13 protein-coding genes are annotated in these 21,488 nt (G+C 49.5%); 9 read left to right on the top strand and 4 right to left on the bottom strand.

The window, feature by feature from the left end; translation table 11 throughout:
- Positions 1-35: 35 nt before the first annotated feature.
- The gene (locus ACW73I_RS11215; RefSeq protein WP_458029421.1) at positions 36-1,529 is read right to left on the bottom strand and encodes an undecaprenyl-phosphate glucose phosphotransferase; all 1,494 of its coding nucleotides are present in this window, start codon (positions 1,527-1,529) and stop codon (positions 36-38) included.
- A 676-nt stretch (positions 1,530-2,205) separates the two neighbouring features.
- Here ACW73I_RS11215 and ACW73I_RS11210 point away from each other — a divergent pair.
- The 6 genes from ACW73I_RS11210 to ACW73I_RS11185 all read left to right on the top strand — a co-directional run bounded on the left by ACW73I_RS11210 (position 2,206) and on the right by ACW73I_RS11185 (position 10,138).
- The gene (locus tag ACW73I_RS11210) at positions 2,206-3,294 is read left to right on the top strand and encodes a hypothetical protein (RefSeq protein ID WP_458029420.1); all 1,089 of its coding nucleotides are present in this window, start codon (positions 2,206-2,208) and stop codon (positions 3,292-3,294) included.
- 957 nt (positions 3,295-4,251) lie between these two features.
- Positions 4,252-5,130 carry a VPLPA-CTERM sorting domain-containing protein gene (locus ACW73I_RS11205; RefSeq protein WP_458029419.1) on the top strand — a complete coding sequence of 293 codons (879 nt, stop codon included), beginning with the start codon at positions 4,252-4,254 and terminating at the stop codon, positions 5,128-5,130.
- Positions 5,131-5,301: 171 nt separating this feature from the next.
- Positions 5,302-6,957, top strand: a complete 1,656-nt coding sequence (locus tag ACW73I_RS11200) for a sulfotransferase (RefSeq protein ID WP_458029418.1) — start codon at positions 5,302-5,304, stop codon at positions 6,955-6,957.
- A 98-nt stretch (positions 6,958-7,055) separates the two neighbouring features.
- The gene (locus ACW73I_RS11195) at positions 7,056-7,520 is read left to right on the top strand and encodes a hypothetical protein (protein WP_458029417.1); all 465 of its coding nucleotides are present in this window, start codon (positions 7,056-7,058) and stop codon (positions 7,518-7,520) included.
- Between the two features lie 222 nt (positions 7,521-7,742).
- Positions 7,743-8,606, top strand: a complete 864-nt coding sequence (locus tag ACW73I_RS11190) for a hypothetical protein (protein WP_458029416.1) — start codon at positions 7,743-7,745, stop codon at positions 8,604-8,606.
- A gap of 569 nt (positions 8,607-9,175) precedes the next feature.
- Positions 9,176-10,138: a VPLPA-CTERM sorting domain-containing protein gene (locus ACW73I_RS11185; protein WP_458029415.1), complete on the top strand. Its 963-nt coding sequence runs from the start codon at positions 9,176-9,178 to the stop codon at positions 10,136-10,138.
- Positions 10,139-10,637: 499 nt separating this feature from the next.
- On the opposite strand, the gene ACW73I_RS11180 is transcribed toward ACW73I_RS11185, so the two are convergent.
- The gene (locus ACW73I_RS11180; RefSeq protein ID WP_458029414.1) at positions 10,638-14,075 is read right to left on the bottom strand and encodes a tetratricopeptide repeat protein; all 3,438 of its coding nucleotides are present in this window, start codon (positions 14,073-14,075) and stop codon (positions 10,638-10,640) included.
- Positions 14,076-14,210: 135 nt separating this feature from the next.
- Positions 14,211-15,863, bottom strand: coding sequence for a VPLPA-CTERM-specific exosortase XrtD (xrtD, locus tag ACW73I_RS11175; RefSeq protein WP_458029412.1), 1,653 nt, complete (start codon positions 15,861-15,863; stop codon positions 14,211-14,213).
- Between the two features lie 601 nt (positions 15,864-16,464).
- Here xrtD and ACW73I_RS11170 point away from each other — a divergent pair.
- The 3 genes from ACW73I_RS11170 to ACW73I_RS11160 all read left to right on the top strand — a co-directional run bounded on the left by ACW73I_RS11170 (position 16,465) and on the right by ACW73I_RS11160 (position 20,357).
- Entirely contained in the window at positions 16,465-17,172 is a 708-nt protein-coding gene (locus ACW73I_RS11170; protein ID WP_458029411.1) for a hypothetical protein, read from the top strand.
- Positions 17,173-17,559: 387 nt separating this feature from the next.
- Positions 17,560-19,089 (top strand): hypothetical protein, encoded by a 1,530-nt coding sequence (locus tag ACW73I_RS11165; protein WP_458029410.1) that lies wholly within the window; start codon positions 17,560-17,562, stop codon positions 19,087-19,089.
- 104 nt (positions 19,090-19,193) lie between these two features.
- A complete protein-coding gene (locus ACW73I_RS11160; protein ID WP_458029409.1) occupies positions 19,194-20,357 on the top strand; it encodes an acyltransferase family protein in 1,164 nt (387 codons plus the stop codon).
- Positions 20,358-20,472: 115 nt separating this feature from the next.
- On the opposite strand, the gene ACW73I_RS11155 is transcribed toward ACW73I_RS11160, so the two are convergent.
- Positions 20,473-21,405 (bottom strand): UDP-glucuronic acid decarboxylase family protein, encoded by a 933-nt coding sequence (locus tag ACW73I_RS11155; protein WP_458029408.1) that lies wholly within the window; start codon positions 21,403-21,405, stop codon positions 20,473-20,475.
- Positions 21,406-21,488: the final 83 nt, after the last annotated feature.

Genomic DNA, 21,488 nt, shown 5'->3' with positions numbered 1-21,488 from the left:
AAACTGCTTGAATCGAAAGCCACCCCTATAACCTCTTAATACGCATTCGGATCACGAAACACCTGGAACATGGTTAAGAAAATAACCTTCAAGTCCAACAACAGGCTCCAATTCTGTATGTAACGCAAATCGTAGGCGACCCGACGCTCCATCTTCTCTATGGTATCCGTTTCCCCCCGGCATCCGCTAACCTGGGCCAGACCGGTAATTCCCGGCTTAACCTTATGCCTAAGCATATACTGTGATATTTCCTTACGGTACAGTTCGTTATGCGCCACCGCATGCGGCCTCGGCCCAACTATGGACATCCGCCCTTGCAGGACATTGAAAAACTGAGGCAACTCATCTAACGAGTACTTGCGCAAAAACGCGCCGAATGGCTTGATTCTGGGATCGTTCTTAGTCGCTTGCGTGACTTTAGCACCGTTCTCGCACACCGTCATCGTACGAAATTTCCAGACGTCTATCGGCGCGCCGTCCACTCCGTAACGCCTTTGTCTAAAAATAACGGGACCGGGAGAGTTTAACTTCACCCCGATCGCGATAAACAACATCGGCAGCAACACCAAACACATAATCAGTGAGGATAATACAATATCTTCCCAGCGTTTCAGCATGCCATCGAGCGGCTCCTGATCGAACGGCGAACCATAGACACTGAAACACGGGATACCGTGTATCATCACGCAGCGCGAACTAACCAGGTTAAAAGCAAATAGATCGGGCACATAAAATACCGTGGCCGTGGTGTCGCCCAGTTTATCCAAGATATCTCTAACCCGGTTTTCCGCCGCCATCGGCAAGGTCACGAATATGGTTTCAACCTTTCCGGATTTCGCGTCTTCATACAACCTGCTTAAATTACCCCGCCATTTCTGCGAGGCACATGACATGCGGCGGCCTTCATCTAACTTACGATCGTCGTAATAACCGGTAAAACGGTACCCCAAACCCGGCGCACTCGCAAAGGTATGCTCCAAGCGCAATCCCAACGCATTCGCACCGACTATTCCCACCGAAAGAGTATGCCGCTCGGCCGGTGTCGCGATACGCACAAAGTAATAATAAAACGCATGGAAGATCATCAGGAAAACCAATGCGGTAACAGACCAAATAGCCACCGCAAGCCTTGAGGTTTCGCCTGCCGTCTTGGAAAAGAACAACAAGGTGGCCAGCGCCGCCAATGTCAACAACCATGAACCGGCAATGCGAAAAAGTTGATTCGAAAAGGCAGCGCCCCTCCAGTTGTAATAGACCTCGTTGTACTCGGCAAAAAACTGGTACAGCAGCAGACCACTAAAGCCGTAAGTCATATACAATTCGTTCCAATCGTACTCGCCCGGCCAATTCAAATTCAGCAGCAGCATCGCCACCCATAAAGAAGTCAATACAATACAGCTATCGATCACCCGCACTAAGGCTTGCTGTTTGGTCAAATGGGGTCGGACGAAAGCCGGCGAATAATTCGAGCCGGTGGAAGCAAGGCTTTGCTGTAGCTCCAACTTTTCGGAGACATGGGGATTCGACATAAAAACGGATTTCTGGCTGCGGTTAAACCTATCGTGAACGAGGGAACGAAAATATTAATCCTTAAAGCAAAAACCACACCAAATAAAATGCGCGCGAATTCAAGCAATTGCCTTCATATGGCGCTCGACACTACGGCAAATCACACACTTTCCAGGTGATATTACACAGTCATTCCTACCGACATAGACGACATCACCGCCCCGAACATCGAATCGCGCCCAACCACTTGCCATGATTCGCCTAAACGTCCAATTGACAACACAAACGTTATCGGCCAGGTAGCTCCATGAATAGCAAGCGCGCCTATGGGTGTCGAACCACACCGTTCTAACGCCCTAAACTCGTCCACCTATTAAAGATTTATCGAAATAGCGCTATATGACAAAGCAATAAGGCAAATGCCACAAAACACAAGAATATATTTGACGTTAGACAAAGCCAAAACCACGTCAAACCTGGACTGGCACGCCGCATGCTAGGCAGTTGCTAGACCGAACAAGGTACGGTCGCCCAAAGAGAAAAAGCCACACCCGTCGCGAGGCGGGGCCGGAAAATGCGAGGTCTTGCCTCAAGAGCGTCGCACCGCCTCGTTGGGTTGTTAAACGGATAGGAACGGATAGCCAATGACCATCCGGCCGATCTAATTTCTTTGAAATCAATTTGAGGCATTTTTACATGACGAAAAAAACTCAACTTTCCAAAGCTATCGCCCTGGCACTGACCGGCGCGGCTACGGCATTTGCCGGCATCTCCACCGCACAAGCAGGCAGCACCGGTTACAACGCTTTCAACCACGACCGTGCTGCGCCTAACATACTAGTCGGCGGCGCGCCATCTGTAGGCGGAGCCGTAGGCGGGAACGGGACGGACGGCTGGCTGGTAACAGCAGCCAATGCCAACGGAACGGGTGCAGCGTATGCCAACGGCGGCTCTTATGGCGACGGTCCTGCGGCCGGCAATAGCGCTGCAAGCATCGCTTTCGGTAGTGGCGCTCAGACCGCATGGGTTGGCTTGAACCCTTATAGCGCATTCAACTATGCTCCAGCCTTTGGAACATTTAGCAATACAGCCTATCCTACTTTGAACTGGACGGCGGAAATCGGCGCCAGTGACAGCGTCACCATCTCCCGCCTGGACTCCAACACCCGTTACGGCGGTACCGTTTTGGCGGACGGCACGACTTTCAACTATGCCGACATCGACTCCGCCAAAGGCGCCTGGCATGATCCTATCAACAATACCGGTTGGAAACACGATACCGACCTTGGCTTGTTCCGCTCCACCGTCGAACAAGACGTGCAACTGAGCATCTCCAGTCTGCTGAGTAACGGTCAGGTTGACAACACACCGGATTACGGTATTTCCGTATATGCCAGCATGGCCGCAGGCGCAGCTGGCACTTACAGCCATCACGGCCCATGGCATACTTTCGATAATGCTACTGCCGCCGCCGTCCAAGGTTCCGGTCCGTATGAACCGGCAGGCACGGATACCGATGGTTCTAACCCATACGGCATTCTCGTCACCTCTTTGGTACTGGATGACGTGTTGAACAACAACGCCTATTTCCATGCGCTAGCGGGAGTAACTTACACCATCATGGTCGGCGGTTACAACGCCGGCGATTGGACCGTCACTCAAAACGACTATCAACTGACCATCGGAACTGCCCCCGTACCGATACCGGGTGCAGCCTGGTTGTTCGGCGGCGCTATCGCCAGCTTGTTGGGTGCAAATCGCCGCAAACGTGTCATTCCAGCCTGATTAAGTGGAATTAAAATAAACGTTCGCAATGAACGCGCTAAAGAAAGGCAAGGACGCAAGACGTCATCGGCGTCATCACAAGTAGGCGAACAAAATCCCTCGACACCCATTCGGGTGCGAGGGATATCCCTAACGTTTTTCCACACACGTCGAACTCCGGACAGTAGAAGCCCTCCACACCAACCTCCGGCACCCAACATCCGCAATCAACCAAGCTTCACGCCAGGCAACGTTCACGATCTTCTACTCAACTCAACGGATAAACGTTTTTCTCGACCAAACAACGAAAGGTGAAACGCCACCAATATCGGTGCTGTCATATCCCTAGCTCATCTAACCGCCTTCTTAAGGCTTGCATCAGGTAGCCCGGACGGTATGCAATGAAATCCGGGAGAACTACTCATTCGTTCACCCCAAGAAAAACAACATACTGGTGTTCGACCGCTTATGGTTCCGCACCACCAGCGTGCCGCCATGGATTACCGCATGGTGATCAACATCAACATCAGCTATCCGGGCAAAATCAGCGATTATTCCGACCAGACTGCTTGGGAAGCTTAGCATTCGACAAAATAATAACTTCCCGATTTAAATCCCCTCTTTTTAACCTTCTCCCAGTGGAATTAGTAACCGATTTCGCTTTTACGTCACTCTCTGGAGTTTGAATTACCGCAAACCGCGGTAAATGCCGCAACTTCGAAAAGATTACGGCAAATCACACACCACTGAGCTAGCTGTAAGCCTTGAATCACAAGGTGCATATGCGTGGCATGTTTAGTGCTTGATACAAAACTGGAGAGTAAAAGCCACACCCGTCGCGAGGCGGGGCCGGAAAGCGCGAGATCTTGCCTCGAGATCGTCGTGCCGCCTCTTTTGAAAAATAGCCGGATCAATTAGTCGGTATCCACTACTCCGGCAATACACTTATCATTTAAACCAATTGAGGCATTTTTAATCATGAAAAAAACTCAACTTTCTAAGGCAATAACACTGGCCTTGTCCGGCGCTGCCTTGACTTTGGGCGCGATCGCGGATGCATCGGCATCTACGACTTATTACAACACGTTCAATGCTTACTCCACGAACATAGTGACTGATCAAGCCTGTTTAGCAGATGGCAGCTCCTGTGGATTTGCGACAGACGGCTGGACAAACGGCGCACCTAGTTCCGGAACATGGGCCACACCGTCGCATTGGACTTCCGCCTCGGCTCCTTTCGGAACCGTTGCCAAAGTCGTCAATTGGGCAGCTGAAATCTCCAATGCCGGCGATTCGCTGACCATTTCATCCCAAGATTCTAAAACCCGCTACGACATCTGGGCAGATATCGATACCGCCAAAGGCGCTTGGTACGACGGCGCAAAAGGCTGGGGGCACAACACCGACGTAGGCTTGTTCAGATCGGACGTAGACACCGATGTCACGATCAACATCACGTCACTGCAACCCGTCGGCAGTTCCGAAACCTGGACCAATTTCGGAGTATCGATTTTTACCGGCATGGCTAACAACAGCTGGGGCCACCATGGTCAGTGGAACAATTCAACGTTCACCGCCAACAATCCGTTGGGCGGCGGTAGCGGCACGCTGATCTACCTGACGCATGATGCCACCGTGGATGCGGTCAACGCCATTACGTTTCACGCCACAGCAGGCCAGGTTTATTCGATTCTGTTGGGTGGCAATTCCGGCGGCACCAACTTCGACCCGCATGCCGGTTATTCGTTGAATATCGCCACTGCACCTGTCCCAGTTCCAGCTGCTGCCTGGCTGTTCGGCGGCGCAATCGCCAGCTTAGCCGGCACCATGCGCCGCAAACGTGTAATGCCCATTTAGAAGCAAAGTGGACCTTTAAGGAAAAAGCCCGGACGCGCTGGATAGACAGATCGCAAAATCCCTCGCCGATGCAAGCACGGCGGGGGATTTTTTTTACCGTCTAACCCGGTTTTCAGTCAAAATATTCCGACGACCGAGCGCAAACCGAATTTTGCTTTTCATTCTTTTCTTATGACATCTTCAGCAGCCAAAGCCGACCGTAACGCTCCCTGCCCTTGCGGCAGCGGTAAAAAATTCAAAGCTTGTTGCGGCGGAAAAATCGCGCAAAAGGCTTCGCCGGGAATGGATTCAGAAAGCTTACATCGCCAAGCGCAGCAGGCGGTTGCCCGTTCCGATTTCTCCGTTGCGGAGCATTATTTCCGGCAACTCGTCGCCGCAAAACCCAACGACGCCTATTTCCAAGCCAGCCTGGGCCAAGCACTATGCTGGTTAAAGCGACGTAAGGAAGGCTTGCAGCATTTATTGAAAGCGGCGCGCCTACTGGAGCGCCAGGCCGGCAAAACCCGCGATCCGCAATTTGTGTTACAGCTATCCGGACAACTTGGGCATTGGGGCGAAATGGCCGCCGCCGAACGCTTGGCTCGAATGGCAGTCGCTCTTGCACCCAAATCGCCGCCAGCGCTGAACAACTTGGCTCTGTGCTTGCACAGACTCAATAGAAACAAAGAGGCCCTACCTATTTCACAACAAGTCTGCCAACTATTACCCGACCATCCCGGCTGCAACATTTTGCTGGCTATTCTGGAAGCCAAGTTGATCGACAGCCAACAGGCCATCACCCGCCTGGATCAGGTCATCGCCAATAATCTGGAACCCGACCAAACCGCCCGCGCCTGGCTGGAAAAAGCCGGCATTCTGGATAAAGCCGGCCGCTATGATGATGCGTTTTTTGCCATGAGCAAAGCGGGTGAAATGCATGCCGCTTTGTCACCGTTCAATCCACAACAACGCGAGTTGATTTTCGATACCCTGGGGCACAATCAAGAAGGCTTCCAACGCCCTCTTTTGCAACGTTGGCCAAAAGACACGCTTATCGACGACGGCTTGCCGAAACCGGCTTTTCTCATGGGTTTCTTGCGATCCGGCACCACGCTGAGCGAACAAGTACTCGGCTCTCACCCACGCCTGCTAGCCACCGACGAGAGTAGCGTCATCCACGAAATGTCTCAAGAACTGGAAAAAATGACCGGCATTTTTGGCGATTCGGCCAAAGCGCTATCGATTCTGACCGTACCGCAAATAAAACAACTCAGGCAGTTTTATTGGCGGCGGATGCGCGAAGAATACGGCGACGAGGTCATGCGCAAGCAACTGGTTGACAAGAATGCTCTGCATACCATTGATTTGGGCCTGATCAGTGTAGTGTTCCCGGAGGCCAAAATCCTGTTTGCGCTGCGCGATCCGCGCGACGTCTGCCTAAGCTGTTTGATGCAACCCTTCAGCCCGGCGCCGGCCACGGCAAACCTGACCTCGTTACCCAACATCGCCCGACAGTATGGGGTCGTGATGGACTTCTGGTTGGCTGTCGGCAAACACATGCAGCCCGATTATCTCGAATTGCGCTATGAAGACACCGTCAACGACTTCGAAGCCACCTTCAAGCGGGTATTCGCATTTTTAGAGGTGGATTGGCATCCCAATGCACTTAAATTTCATCAGCGCGCGCAAAACCGCTATATCTCTACGCCGAGTTTTTCGGCCGTCTCTCAACCCTTATACAATTCCTCGGTCAGACGCTGGATGAATTACCGCGGTTATTTCGAACCCGTTTTAGCCCAATTACAGCCTTTTGCCGAAGCATTCGGCTATGGCGGCGCTAGCGAGTAGCAGACATCCAACATCGGCAATACAACTGCAAAACCGCATAACGGGATGATTTCTTTGCGTTATAATCAGCGCACCCGTCACATTATCGAGCACCCGGCATGAGCGTTGCTTTAAGACTCTACGAACAACTCACCGAGGCCGGCGAAGACCGTACAAGGGCCAAAGCCATTGCCGATGCTTTCGAGCAGCTGGAAGAGCGCTATCCCAATCTGAAAGACGTCGCCACCGAAAGCCATGTCAGAGAAACGGAACTGCGATTACAGAAGGAAATCAAGGAAGTCGAAGCCAAGTTACAGAAGGAAATCAAGGAAATCGATATTCGGATCAAAGAAGTCGAAGCCAGACTGCAAAAGGAACTTAGAGAAATCGACTTGCGCATCAAAGACGTCGATATGCGCATCACTCAAGTAGAAGCCAGACTCACTAAAGAAATCAAAGACGTTGAAATCAAACTGACTCAAGCCATACATCGGCAAACCATTTGGGTCATCGGCTCGGTCGGTGCCGTGATTAGCGGCATTCGCCTGCTCGAATGGTTTTTGGCGCATATGCCGACACATTGATTGAACCCCATTCGATATTCCGGCAGCGGGGAGCCCGAATGTAATGCATGAAGTCCGGGAAATCCGCTACGCATTAAACGCCTTAACCAAGCCGACCATCAAATCGGCATAAAAAATGCTGGATGAAACATGCTGTATTATTAGATTGTAGTCAAAAACTGACGTTACCGACCAGCAACCGACAGCCAACATTCTTTCATTTTAATTGAGACGGAGTAAATAATGAAAAAACTCAGAAAAGCCATCCGCCTGTCTTTGGGCTTGGCGGCCATCTCGACTCTGCCCGGCCAGGCTTTGGCGTTTGGCGGCGCAACTTTTGATATCGGCACATTTACCGGCGTAACACTCAACAGCAGTTCATCCGCGCCTTACAAGTCATGGACCGATTACGGCGCAACCGTCAATCTCGGCTGGGTCCACTCGACCGCCTGGGCAACTCTGCAAATCGGCTCGGCTGCGGATATACTTAACGGCACAACCTATGACGTTACCCTTACCATGACCGGCGCCGGCAACAACGGCTTGGCAGACGTCAATACGCTCGACAACCCGGCCTTTAGCGTTTGGACCGGCGGCACCAATCCCGTAACCACCGGCGGCGGCGGTTTTCATGAGTTCAACCAGCTGCGCGGACCATCAGGCCCTGGGGAAGCAAAAATCACAAATAATGCTTTGACCACCGGCGGCGTTATCGCGGGCTCCGATGGCTGGGTTGGCTATGCCAACGCCGGCTTTGTGATCACCAACTCCGACGGCGACACCGTTGATCACGGCGGCGTCAACACCAGTTCGCCGTGGTTGACCAGCCCCGGCACTTCCAGCTGGTCTTACAGCCAGTTAAATCAAAACGACTCGTCATCCGCACTGGACTATGCCAGCCTGACTTTGATGGGATTGAAATCAGGCTATTATTTGCTCGCCTTGGGCGGCAGCTGCGGAGGGCCTAATCCTGAGAGCAATTGCGGCGCCGGCCAGAACTTCACGTTCTCGGTTGCGACCGCACCGGTACCGGTTCCAAGCGCCGCCTGGCTGTTCGGCGGCGCGATCGCCGGTTTGATCGGTACTCGCAAACGCAAAGTCCTCTGAGCGCGTGACACAGGCTATTGAACCGAGCTTCAATAGCCTGCCGCATCAAACGAATCCCTCGCCCGTGCAATACAGGCGAGGGATTTTCTTACAAATGCACGCATCCAGTATCTCTTTTAAGCGAAACAAGCCAAAAACCTCAATAACCCTATCGTAATGCGTTAAATAACACTATTCAATTATTCATCCTATTGGGATGAGCCGCAAAGGCTAAACCGTAGGCTAGGCTAGCCCAGCATCATCCAGCAGAATCAAAACCTTGGCTTACTTGTATTCAAGCCACCCGACTTTTACGACATCCCCTTTCTGTAAGCTTTTTATTACGGCCATGACCACAGCTGGCATACATCCTGCTGAATATTAGAAGACTGGCAAAGACTAATGTCAGAAACTTTGGAAGAGAAAAAGCCACGCCCATCGCGAGTTGGGTTCGGAAAGCGCGAGGTCTTGCCTCAAGACGGTTGCGCCGCCTCTTCTTGAATTGAATGGACTCGGAATAGCAATGGGAAGCATCGCTCGAAAAAATTCCGGGTTATTTTTTGCAAAATAAAAATTGAGGCATTTCACTCATGATGAAAACAAAACTTGCTCGTGCGATTACTCTGACTTTGGCGGGCGGCGCATTGTCCCTGGGCGCAGCGTCCAACGCATCGGCGACGTCTACCACGATGTACAATACTTTTACTACTAACCAAGCTACTGACACCGATGGCTGGGTTTACGGCGGCATCGGCTACAACAACAATCCGAATAGCGCAGCTCAAACTAACGGTCTTATTAACCCTAACGCTAGCCAAGCCTACAAGGATGCACATCCAAACAATACTGTCGGGGCGGTACAGGGCTTTGTCGGCATCAACGGCAGCAGCCAAGTTTCCTATTCGACGCCATTCGGCTATGTTGGCTCGTCTCATTTGAACTGGGCAGCCGAATTGGGTGCGGTCGGTGATACTGCCACCATTTCGAGTGCAGACTCCTCTACTAAGTACGGTTTCGCGGCGGAAATCGATACCGGTGCCGGAGCTTGGATGGATAATGGCGGCACCATCTTCGGTGTTACTGGCTGGAAACACCAGACCGACATCGGCTTGATCAAATCCGCAGCTACTCAATATATCACGCTTAAACTTGACAATCTGGCTGATCCTTCGCTGAATGACAACTTCGGCGTTACCATCTTTACCGGCATGGATACCAATACCGAAGGCTATGCCCATCACGGCGCCTGGAACCAAAACGCCACACCATCTACCGGTAACAATCCATTCGGCACCCAAGGCGTAAACTACCTGATGCATGATGCAACCGTTGACGCCGTCAACGGCATCACGTTCCTAGCAACAGCAGGTCAAGTGTATTCCATCTATCTGGGTGGCAATAGCACTATTGGCACATGGAGTCAAAACGTATCCAATTACTCGTTGGCAATCTCCAGCGCACCTGTGCCTGTTCCAGCCGCAGCCTGGCTGTTCGGCGGCGCCCTGATGAGTTTGGTAGGTGCTCGCCGCCGTAAAAGCGTATTGCCGGCTTAATTTTAATAAGCCCGGCTGACTAAGGACCAATTTATGGAATTGGCGCAGGATGCGCCGTAACAGGTAGGTTGAGAATCCCCCGTTAGCCTTGAACTAACGGGGGATTTATTTTGATAACGCTGTAGCCGACATACCAATAAACAATCGCCATCGTGGAACACCCATATAAACCGATGGCAACCCTACTGAGTTGGCCGCCTTGATCCTATTTTAGAAACATAGGGTCGAATCAGCAAAAGCTAAAGCATTTGCACTCCTGGAGTGAAAAAGCTTCAGCTTTTTCCGATGCCGCACATCAAGTTTCACCGAACAACGAAAGCAAGCAAAAGGACATTGAAACGCTCGATCAATTGCGAGCACAGCCATAAGTTTCAGAAAGCCGGTTCAAAGTATCCCGGAACGCATTAAATCCAAAAGCAGGTAGCCCGGATGGAGCCGGCGAAATCCGGGACTGGCGGGCCACACCCCATTCCTGCATTGCATCCGGGCTACCTAGCTATTAGCTGACTCCATTGATACGCTGCAGCAGTTCGCGGGCTTTTGCCACATCTTTAAATCCACCTTTTTTCTCACCCAGTTCCAACGCTTTTTTAAGCTCTTCCGCGGCGGCGGCTGTGTCGCCGGCTTTATAAAACGCTTCACCTAAATGGTAACGAATCGGCGCTAATTCGGGCAATGCTTCGGCTGATTTTTTTAACGCCGCTAACGCTGTATCGGTTTGCCCCGCTTTCAACATCACCCACCCATAGGTATCCAGGAAATAAGGGTTTTCACTGCCCTTAAAGCGTTCGGCCAGCTTTGTCGCTTGCTGAATACTGTTTTGATCATGGCGATTACTGACCAACAGATCGGCCAAATTGTTCGCCAATTCATTATTATCAGGATATTTATCAACCAGCGCCTGATAAATCGCAATCGCCTCATCCGGTTTCCGGTTTTGCTCGTAATGCTTGGCCAATTCCAGTTGAAGCTCCGGAATTTCCGGTGATTGGGCAATGGCTTTTTTCAGCTCACCTTCAATCTCGTCCGTTTTTCCCTGCTGTTGCAGCATGGCAAGCAGTATGCGGTAGGTTGAAATGGATTTTGGCTGCAACTGCAGCGCTTCGCGCAGAACCTTATCCGCATCATTCCATCGCTGTTGCGCCGTATATACCAAACCTAATGCATTACGCGCGGCAATGCTATCGGTGTGCTGTTTGACGAAGTCTTTCAGATAAGTCAGCAATTCATCGCGACGGCCGGCGGCTTCATATGCGCTTGCCAATCCTGAAAGCGCTTGATCCGCCTTAGGCTGTTTGGATAATACGTTTTTATAAGCTTCGATCGCATCAGCATAATGACCTTGAGCCGCCGACAACATGGCATTCAGCATTTCGCCGCTAACGCCGCTTTGCGCTTGTTTTTTTAACTCGTTGACAACGATCTGAGCACCGAGCCAGTCTTTTTTCGCCACTTTAAGTTGAACCAACAGTTCGGCGATTTGCGGATTAGCCGGATTTGACTTATTGGCTTTTTCCAGCAAGGTTTCCGCCAAACCGTCCTCGCCACGCCGACGCATTTGCGCGATCAACGGACTCAAAGCTTGGAAATTCCCCGGATTCAGCTCCAACATTTTACGCCATTGGGTTTCCGCCGCGTTGACATCGCCTTTCTCCATATAAGCTTGCGCCAGCATCAGCATCGCACGGTCGGCATCGGGTCGAATTTGCACGATCCGTTGCAAGTCGCTTATGGCACCGTCCGGATTCTTGTCATCCATCCGCATTCCCGCTCGCAGCAGCAAGGCTTCCGAATTGTCGGCATTGATTTTCAACACGTCTTCTATCCAAGTGCTCGCCGCGGAAACATCTTTTTGCCGCAATGCGCTTTGTGCCAGTCGCATGCGTGCCACCTGGCCGGTCTTGCCGGATGAGTCAGCCGCCACAATCTCTTTCAACACGGCATCGGCATCCTCGTACCGTTTATGTGTAGTGTAATAGGCCGCCAAACGAAATTTGAGCTCCAGATCTTGCGGCTTGTCCGCTACGTATTGCTTCAATAAAGCCTCAGCCTCTGGCTGGCTGCGGCGTTCAACCAGATTGACTAAACGCAGTTTAAACTCCATTTCATCGGGCGCTTTTTCAACGGCCTTCCTTAACGTATTTTCCGCGTCATCCCATTGTTTTTGCTCAGCATAAGCCGATGTTAACAAGGAATACGCTTGTAGATTGTCCGGATTTTTTTGGATGAAGCCATTCAGGTAACTGACCAGCGCCTTGCTTTTACCCGCCTTTTGATAAGCCTGAGCCATCGACTGCCAGGCTCGGGTGAAATTAGGCTGTTTTTCCAGAACAATTTGGTAATGCCCGATCGCGGCATCGTACTCCCCACGCTCGGCGGCCAACAGACCACTCCAGAATTCGGCGACCATCTGGCTACGAGGCAGCTTGCTCAATTCCGCTACCGTCGCGCTAGCGCCCTCCCAGTCTTTCTTGGCCACTTTCACTTGAATTAGTAATTCCAAAATCGCCGGATTCGCCGGACTGGTTTTCATGGCTTTATCCAATAACTCTTGCGCACGCGCCGTGTCGCTTCTTTTGAGTAATTGGCCAATCATCGGCGCTAATGCCGAAACATTGTCCGGCGCTACATCAAGCGCCTTACGCCAATGACTTTCGGCAACTTCGGACTCTCCCTTCATCATGTAAGCCTGCGCCATCATAATCATTGCTTTGTCGGAATTGGGTTGGTCACGCAAAACGATACGCAAATCCGAAATTGCGCCATCCGAATCCTTGTCATCGAGGCGCAAACCGGAGCGCAATAATAAGGCTTCGCCGTTCCCCGCATCGGCGCCAATGACTTCGTCAGCCAATTTTTCCGCCGTCGCCCTATCATTCTTTGCCCATGCAATTCCAGCCAACCGGACTTTAGCAGCTAACCCGTCTTTACCTTTCGGGTCTGCAGATACAATATCCTCCAGAATAGACTGCTCTTCTTCGGAGCGACCGTGATCCGCATAGAAACGGGCAAAACGGGATTTCAATCGAACGTCATCAGGCCGTTCGGCCACAAATCCTTTCAACATCGCCTCGGCTTCCGTCCCGTCACGGCGTTCGACTAAAGCGACAAGCTTTAGCTTTAACTCAATGTCATCGGGATTTTTGGCGATCGTTTCTTGCAATACTTGCTCGGCTTGATCCACCCTGTCGATATTCACCAGTAAATCAATCAAAGCATGCCGTAACGATTTGTCTTCCGGATGTGCCGCAATCAATTCTTCAAACTCACTGACTACTTCGTCATATTGCTTGAGTTCTGTTTGAAACCGAATTTTTAACAAGCGCAGACCGGCATTATCCGGATTGGCACCAATACCTTTTTGAACGGCCGCCAAAGCCTCATCGTTACGTTTTTCGTTGAATAAAATGGTCGCCTGCGAAATAATTGCATCGGCATTGCCTGCATCTTTGGCTAAAACTTGATTTATCTTCTCCAGCGCCTCGGCATTTTTTCCTTCGCGAAACAGCACGGCCGCTTCAAAAATCATTGCATCGATATTTTCCGGCTCTAAGACAAGCGCACTGTCGACCTGCTCTTTGGCTTTATCGAGTTGCCCCTGTAACATGTACAATTGTCCCAGCTTCACACGCGCCTCAACGTGATTAGGATCTATCGCCACGGCTTCCTGCAGATTCGCAAACATTGCCCGCCAATCCTGTTTCTTTTCATCAAGGAGCGCTAAGCCATAATAAGCTTCGGATAACTTAGGATTGACCTGCAATGCATTTTTGAACTGCACCCGGGCACTTTCCATGTCGCCTTTTTCAAACAGCGCTTTCCCTTCCTGAATGTATTGCTGCGGGTCTTCTTCCGAACAGGCCATCAATAGCGCGAGCAAACATACAGCCAAAACTTTGGATAAACGGGAAGCTGGGGTTTTCAACCTGTCAGTCACAATAGAGTTCCTTGATAAATGAAGTAATAAAAATCGTTAATCGCCAAATCGATTCCGACGAGAACGCCTTACAGGCAATCATAGAGCCGGGCCAAGCGCACTCGCTTGCGTGATGAGCACATCATGCCGTGATATTCACCTTGGCACGTAGTCGGGTAGCAATGGCAACGCGCCAGCCAAAAACGCACTGATACGTTGGTCGGCGGCCTCTGCCGGCTCGCCGTCGGCAATAGGGGTAATGACACGAACCAATGCACCGTCCGTCCTGTTCTCCAACAGCGCATCTCGAAACAAATACCACTTGACCTGATATTCATCCGCCATCACCCTACCCCGCTCTTCAAACCAGTAATACACCAGTTGACTGGTTTTGCCTTTACGGATGATGACCCGATTAAACTCGAAGGGTTTTCCGGTTCCGTCCGAGAAAGTCCGGCGAGCCATGTCAATGATTTGCCAGCCTCCTCCAGGCAAGCAAACCGTCGGCGAATGCGGTGACGATCCTTTACGCTGAGACTCGTAATACGCCACATAGAAATTAACCGGAACCTCTTTTGCATTTGAAAAATCCATCAGCAGATAATCGGTCAGTTCCAGTGTCTTTAACGCCGCCGCTTCCAACGCTCCCGGCGTGCCATGCCAATCGCCAATCACTCTTGGAAATGCCGAGAAAAACGCCCTCTCCGGTTTGATTTCCGAACGAGCGCTTATTGAAGACGTTAAAAAGACGGTTAGCGCAATCATGCCAACACAAGCGATTAATGGTTTTGATAGCGGCCTGTTCTTGATTTGGTCTTCCGCCGTGATTGATAAAGGCTCAAAGGTCAAACCGAATACTTCGCCGAAAGAACGCCGATCTTCGCCGACAAACGTCAAAGCCCACATTTCCACGAACAAAATCGCGACACAAACCATGAATACGGCAAAGCCTTCGAAGTCATGCAAGAACCCTTCCGCCTGCTCGCTACCGAAATATTTGACTAAAAATCCGATCATGCCGATACGAAAACTGTTCAGCAGTATGGCAATGGGTATCGTCGAAATAATGATGATCACCCGTTTCCAGACATTGGTGTGATACAGGTAAGCGCAAATCGCCCCGAAGCCAAGCAGAGGATATAAATAGGTTAAGCCGCTACAGGCTTCGATGACTTCGAGTTTAAAAACGCCTAAATCGATTAAATTACCTTCCCGAAATACGGGAATGTTACAAGCACGAATCAAACTGACGCCAAACTTAGAGGAAAGCAACTGCAATTTGGAAGTAATCGTCGCTTCCAGAAAGTACGGAATAGGAATGGCGAACACTAAAATACCGATCGGTGCGAACGTCAGGCGCGTACCGGCCCAGCCAACCAAAGCGAGCGATAGGGCAAACAGTACCAGGATGAAGGAATAATGGATCAGCAAGTAAATGGCGCTCAGTTCACCCACGATAAACATGACTAAGGCTAATCCGGCGAGCGCTAACGCGGACCAAGTCGGCTGAAACTCTTGCTTGGCAAGGCGGGGCCCCAGTTGCCATAAAAAGGTGAGCGTCACCAACGGTAGAAAATAACCGTGGTTATATTCTTCTTCGACCTCCCAGCGATGAAACAGATTTTCCAAGCCACTATAGTAGGCCCAAATGGTCAAACTCAAACCGATACCCAATAGCCACCAGGTACTATTAGCGAAACGCCAATAAACAGCGCTTTCCGGATGTGCCGTGCTTGTATTTGACGCGGCGGATGTTATATCGGAACGATTGGAAGACTCGCAAACTTCATTCTTAACGGAAACGGACATTTTGAAATTTCAAACAAAGTAGGTCATTCGGATGAATGCGGAATATGGCGCCCGGCATCACGAACCGGCTATTTTAGGCAATCGTTATAAACTCGCTGCCAAACCCAAGCATCAAATCGCTATTTCAAGCAAAATAAATGCCACTCAAGAAAAAGTTCTCGTTTCACGATAAAACCGTCTAGCCCGCCTGATGGCCGGAACATGCCGGCCAACGACAGAATCTTGTGCTATTTCCTTACTGTTTCGCGTGGATTGAATACAAAACCGACCTTATATCAGCATCAATACAATGCGCTAAATAAACAGGCAATTTCTCACTCAAACGAGTAAGCCAACACAATCAAGGTTGGGAGCTGCCAAAAAATTGCGGCAAATAACACACTTTAGGCGATATGCCCTGCTACGCAACCCGGAAAACGAAAACATGAAGGAATACATTCATTACTCGGCAGCCTTCACATCACATGGCCCAAACATTGCTTTGCGATTCCGATATATGTTGTATCCACCAATGGCCTTATAGTTATGGGCGATAGTTGACTTCGCCCAAGCCCTTTTGTAAAGCAGATCAAGGCTGCACCTCTTACAAGGATAGAATAATATGAAAGTACGCTCCTTCGTCACCGTTTCCAGTATCCTTGCGACTATCGGCATAGCACCAACCCAGGCACAAGCCACCTTGATAGGACTAACACCGGAGTTACCCACCATCGAGTTTGGCGCCTCCGGTCATATTAGCTACCAGGCAAGTACCGGATTAGTCACAATCTCAGGCACGCCCGGTACGTTGTTTTCGATTGATCCATTTATCAATGGCGTAATTAGCGGTGTACAGAACGAAATTCCCAAAAACCTATCCATTCAGTTTAAAGTTGACGGTAATGGCAACCTCACTCCAAACGATTCCACCTCTCCGAACTTGACAATCATCGGTTCCGTGGACACCAATTTCGACAACATTGTCGATTTTAGCGGCACCCTGTTGACCGCCAATGTCACCCAATTCGGCTATTTTGATGGTGTATCCGGTAACGATCAATTCGACTTGAGTTTGAATTCCATAGGCGGCGAGCTAGCTTTTCTTTACAGTGGGCAAAGTCTTGCGGCAAGCGTTATCAGTTTTGCCAGTCAAGCTTATCCTAACCCTTTCAGCGGTAGCTTCAGCTCAGACTGGCAAGGTCAAGCAAGCGGCGTGATCGGTCTGCTACTCAGTTCTCCGGTGCCTGTTCCCCCCTCATTCTGGTTATGGGCTGGGGCGCTGAGTTCAATTATTCCTGGCATTAAACGCATCGGGAAATGTAAACCATGAAATCGGGTAATTTTTGACTTGCTCAAATGTTGCGTATTAATCAAGCCGGACATTCTATTAGAATCGCCCGCACCACCATAAGAACTTTCACAACACATTCTTTGTTATCGAGGATATCGTGAAATAAGAAAAACCGGCACTCTTTGAGCGACTATTAAGCAATAGCTAAAGCAATTGCACTCCCGGCCCGGCTTCGGAGTGAAAAAGCTTTAGCTTTTTACGGTAGGTTTCGGAGAGCATATAGACAGATTCGGCTCAAACCAAATAGAACGCAGCACTTTGATTTTGTTGGATTACGCTATTCTATTACGCCCGAACAGCAAACCCAAAATTTTGACTTTAATGACAACCGCCTTGGCAGAGGCAATAATCTATACAGGAGTAACGATGTTTTCAAACAAGAAAAGTACCTTTAACTGGCTTTTCCTGCCTCTTTTAGGCATATGCACACAAGCCTCTGCTGATTACAAAATTGACGTTGGCTATACCGAGTTACAAACTGAACTAGGTATCGACGCGCCAGACGGGGCTGACGTTAAGGTGACCCAAGTAGAAGCGTCTACTAGCTCTGATCCGGCAAACCCATTGTTCGCTCCGGACCCAAACGCAGGCCCGCTAATCGGCAAATCCTTTGCCCATCCCGGTCAAAGCGCCACACCCACCACGTATTCTCCCCATGCGACCGGAGTAGGAATGACCTTCTATGGCACGGGTACTTCCATGGCACCGGCAATCGACGATATTCATAGTTACGAGGTCAATCAATGGCTCAACAGCCTGATAAACTCAGGACCTGGAAAAGATACCGGTAAAGCAACGGTCACTGACCGACGCATCGCAAACCATAGTTGGGCAATGTTCGGCGCACTAGAGAACGATAGCTGGATTTTGCACGCAATAGATCGCCAGGTTGACTTAAATGAATATATCCAGGTCGGCGCCACCGGTTCGCAAATATTAGGCAATACTTACAATGCCATTAACGTAGGCTTGACCAGCACGCAAAACGGCAGTCATTCGGCCAATGTTTATATAGCACCCGATGTTGTAGATACCGATTACCCCAGTGGTCGAGCAATGACTCATTTGGTGGCTCCTGCCGCCAACCTGAGCACCGCCACCCCAATCGTCGCCGCCGCGACAGCACTGCTAGTACAAACCGGCCACGAACAAACCGGCTTATCGAATGGCAGTACAACGACACAGGGTGTTGGGACAATCTATAACGCGGAACGCTCGGAAACAATCAAAGCCGCCTTAATGGCAGGCGCCGATCGGCAAACCAACAACACCAGCGACTACGGCGATATTAACGACTATCGTAGTGCTAACCATCAAACGGCTAATGGCCTTGATACTCGCTACGGCGCCGGTCAATTGAATGTTTACAACAGCTACCAAATCCTAACAGGAGGCGAACAAAACAGCTTCGAAGACGACGCCAGCAGCCTAGGCGAGATCGATTATACCGGATTCGACTATGATCCCAATTTCGGCGGTGGAGCGGGCAGCAACAGCACTGCAACCTATTCGTTTACCGCTTACGCCAGCGAGAGCATAGCCGCTTCACTAGTATGGAATTCAGGCGTCAGCAACGATAGCCAGTTGAATACCACAATCCATCATTTGGGGCTTTTTCTAGTGGACACCACCGACGACAATGCAATCATTGCCAAATCCGAAAGCATGCTGGACAACACGCAAAACATTTTTTGGCAAAATCTGGTTGCCGGCCATGAATATCAGCTACTGGTCAGTTCACTAGAAGGCGATAACAACACCTTTAATTGGGACTATTCTTTGGCCTGGAATCGAAGCATTAATGGCACCCCTGTCCCGCTTCCCGCAGCCTTTTGGCTGTTTGCTTCCGCGTTGGCTAGCATCATCGGATTCCAACGCAAACCTTTAAATGCCTAAGCGACGAAACAGTTAGCAAACAAGACATTTTGGTGCTGCGGTAATTTAATACCATTACTCTTAGATATTGCAAACCGCTAAAATATAAAAAGCCACTTCAGAGCATGAATACAGTCGTTTTGGACCTTAAATCAAACAGCTTTAATTTTCTTCGTTTAGTACTCGCTGTTTCTGTCCTCATAGGGCATTCATTTGAGCTAGGTGGCTTTGGTTTTGATCCTGTGTTTTATTTTAGTCAGAGTATTTATAGCATTGGCGCGTTGGCAGTTGATTGTTTTTTCGCCATTAGCGGTTTATTAATCACGATGAGCTATAAGAAAATCAATTCCGTGATTATTTTTTTATGGCACAGATTTTTAAGAATATTTCCAGGATATTGGTTGTGCATAGTTTTATCATCAATTTTACTTCATTGGTATTTTCTAGATAAATTTGATTTATCCTATGCTAAGCAAAATATTCTTGGTCCAACCCTATCGGCATTCCAATCCATGGTTGGTTTTTTATTACCCCTAATTTTGGGCTGGACCCCTGACCTAGGTAATCTTTCTCAAAAAATACCTTTATTCGAACAAGGCTATATTCCCGGTATTTTTGGTAATGAAAGTGTCAATGGCTCTCTTTGGTCCTTGTATCATGAGTTCAGATTGTATTGTTTGATCGCTTTACTGGGAGCAACCGGACTACTCAAAAAATGGGTCATCCTAAGTATTGCGATATTCAGCTGGATTCTCTATTTTTATTGCATTTACAAAGATCCAAGCTGGAATGGACTAGCCGGGGCATCAACATATCGTACGACAGCACATTTCTTTATGGGGGCTATCTTTTATTTTACGCGAAATACCCTGGGCCATGCCTGGGCCTTTGTAGCAGTAGTATTGGCACTCATTACATTAAGATTAGGAATTTACCCATTAATATCTCCTTTAACAACTGCATACTGCGTATTTTATCTAGCGGCAGTTGTACCTTTTTACAATTTCGGCTCATCGAACGATTTCAGTTATGGCGTATATGTTTATGCATTTCCAATACAAAAGACGCTAACCGCCATTTCACTCAACCAGTTTGGTGTTTTTTATTATTTTCTAATGTCGCTATTTTTAACTTTTATATTTGCATCAATATCGTGGTTTCTAATCGAAAAAAAAGCAATTCGCTTAAAATATATTAGTGGCTCTACCATACGTGCTAAATTTAAATCCATATCGGAATTTTCCTTTATCAGATCGTACAAATATGCTCTTGTACTGCTCAGAAAGTGAACATGCATCAGCTATTTAGAGTTTTGACTACCGGTGCTGACACAATTTTGCCAGTGAAATACCAGACGAGACAATTTTCTTAACCACGTCTAAATCAGGACATCGTATTTTTGATTTACGAACGACGAAAATATTCGATCGTTGCCTTCAAACCGTCCTGCAAATGCACCTTAGGCTCCCAATTTAGTTTTTCCTTTGCCAGCGTAATATCCGGCTGACGTTGGCGCGGATCGTCCTGCGGCAACGGCTTGTAGACTACTTTGGACTTAGTGCCGCACATCGATACGATGGTTTCCGCCAACTCACCGATCTGATATTCGCCCGGATTGCCGACATTGACCGGACCGGTAAAACCTTTTTCAGTGTCCATCATCGCCACGAAAGCATCGATCATGTCGTCGACATAGCAAAAAGACCGGGTCTGCGTGCCGTCGCCATAAATCGTGATATCTTCGCCGGCCAGAGCTTGGGTAATAAAGTTGCTGACCACCCGCCCGTCGTTGCCGGCCATGCGCGGCCCGTAAGTATTGAAAATCCGCACCACCTTGATATCCAGGTTGTGCTGGCGGAAATAATCGAAAAACAGGGTTTCCGCGCAACGCTTACCCTCGTCGTAACAACTACGGATGCCGATAGGGTTGACTCTTCCCCAATAAGATTCTACCTGCGGATGAATTTCCGGATCACCGTACACTTCCGAAGTGGAGGCCTGAAAGATTCTGGCTTTGACCCGTTTCGCCAAACCCAACATATTGATAGCGCCGTGCACGCTGGTCTTGGTGGTTTGTACCGGATCGAACTGATAATGCACGGGTGATGCCGGACAAGCCAGGTTATAAATCTGATCGACTTCCACATACAACGGGAAAGTAACATCGTGGCGCATCACCTCGAAATTCGGCTGATTCAACAAATGCCTGATATTGTTTCGACTGCCGGTGAAATAATTGTCCACGCAAACCAAATCATGGCCATCGGCAACCAATCGGTCGCATAAATGAGACCCAAGAAATCCGGCTCCGCCGGTGACCAAAATACGTTTACTCATGCTAGCTCTCCCTATAAATATGTCTAAAAAATTGCCGTGTTCAAGCGATTCCGGTCGGCAAGCCGGATAATTTCGTCTTCCTG

The organism is Methylomonas sp. MgM2, from assembly GCF_054172045.1.
The sequence above is the reverse complement of the archived record's forward strand: the minus strand, read 5'-3'. Positions and strand labels throughout refer to the sequence as shown.

What these genes read in the sequence shown, in the direction of transcription:
- ACW73I_RS11215 (WP_458029421.1), bottom strand. Translation starts at nt 1,529, where the DNA reads ATGTCGAATCCCCATGTCTCCGAAAAGTTGGAGCTACAGCAAAGCCTT.
- ACW73I_RS11210 (WP_458029420.1), top strand. Translation starts at nt 2,206, where the DNA reads ATGACGAAAAAAACTCAACTTTCCAAAGCTATCGCCCTGGCACTGACC.
- ACW73I_RS11205 (WP_458029419.1), top strand. Translation starts at nt 4,252, where the DNA reads ATGAAAAAAACTCAACTTTCTAAGGCAATAACACTGGCCTTGTCCGGC.
- ACW73I_RS11200 (WP_458029418.1), top strand. Translation starts at nt 5,302, where the DNA reads ATGACATCTTCAGCAGCCAAAGCCGACCGTAACGCTCCCTGCCCTTGC.
- ACW73I_RS11195 (WP_458029417.1), top strand. Translation starts at nt 7,056, where the DNA reads ATGAGCGTTGCTTTAAGACTCTACGAACAACTCACCGAGGCCGGCGAA.
- ACW73I_RS11190 (WP_458029416.1), top strand. Translation starts at nt 7,743, where the DNA reads ATGAAAAAACTCAGAAAAGCCATCCGCCTGTCTTTGGGCTTGGCGGCC.
- ACW73I_RS11185 (WP_458029415.1), top strand. Translation starts at nt 9,176, where the DNA reads ATGATGAAAACAAAACTTGCTCGTGCGATTACTCTGACTTTGGCGGGC.
- xrtD (WP_458029412.1), bottom strand. Translation starts at nt 15,863, where the DNA reads ATGTCCGTTTCCGTTAAGAATGAAGTTTGCGAGTCTTCCAATCGTTCC.
- ACW73I_RS11170 (WP_458029411.1), top strand. Translation starts at nt 16,465, where the DNA reads ATGAAAGTACGCTCCTTCGTCACCGTTTCCAGTATCCTTGCGACTATC.
- ACW73I_RS11165 (WP_458029410.1), top strand. Translation starts at nt 17,560, where the DNA reads ATGTTTTCAAACAAGAAAAGTACCTTTAACTGGCTTTTCCTGCCTCTT.
- ACW73I_RS11160 (WP_458029409.1), top strand. Translation starts at nt 19,194, where the DNA reads ATGAATACAGTCGTTTTGGACCTTAAATCAAACAGCTTTAATTTTCTT.
- ACW73I_RS11155 (WP_458029408.1), bottom strand. Translation starts at nt 21,405, where the DNA reads ATGAGTAAACGTATTTTGGTCACCGGCGGAGCCGGATTTCTTGGGTCT.